The organism is Mycolicibacter arupensis (assembly GCF_002086515.1).
Lineage (GTDB): Bacteria > Actinomycetota > Actinomycetes > Mycobacteriales > Mycobacteriaceae > Mycobacterium > Mycobacterium arupense.
Genome location: NZ_MVHH01000155.1, coordinates 1 through 207 on the forward strand (window position 1 = coordinate 1; position 207 = coordinate 207).

A 207-nucleotide genomic window follows, 5' to 3' on the forward strand; every position below is an offset into this window, starting at 1 on the left:
ACGGCGAGATCTGCATGGTGGTCGGTTTCTCCGGCGACATCCTGCAGGCCGCGACCCGCGCCAAGGAGGCCAACAACGGCGTGGAAGTGCGCTACTCGACGCCGAAGGAAGGCTCGCCGCTGTGGTTCGACATGGTCTCGATGCCGGTCGACGCGCCCGACGAGAAGGCCGGCTACGCCTTCATGAACTACCTGCTGCGTCCCGAGG

Annotated in this window: 1 protein-coding gene; it reads left to right on the forward strand. The window is 66.2% G+C overall.

Going from position 1 to position 207, the window contains the following annotated elements; all coding sequences use genetic code 11:
* Positions 1-207, forward strand: a 207-nt coding sequence (locus BST15_RS21135) for an extracellular solute-binding protein (RefSeq protein WP_133053219.1), incomplete at both ends; no start/stop codon positions are given.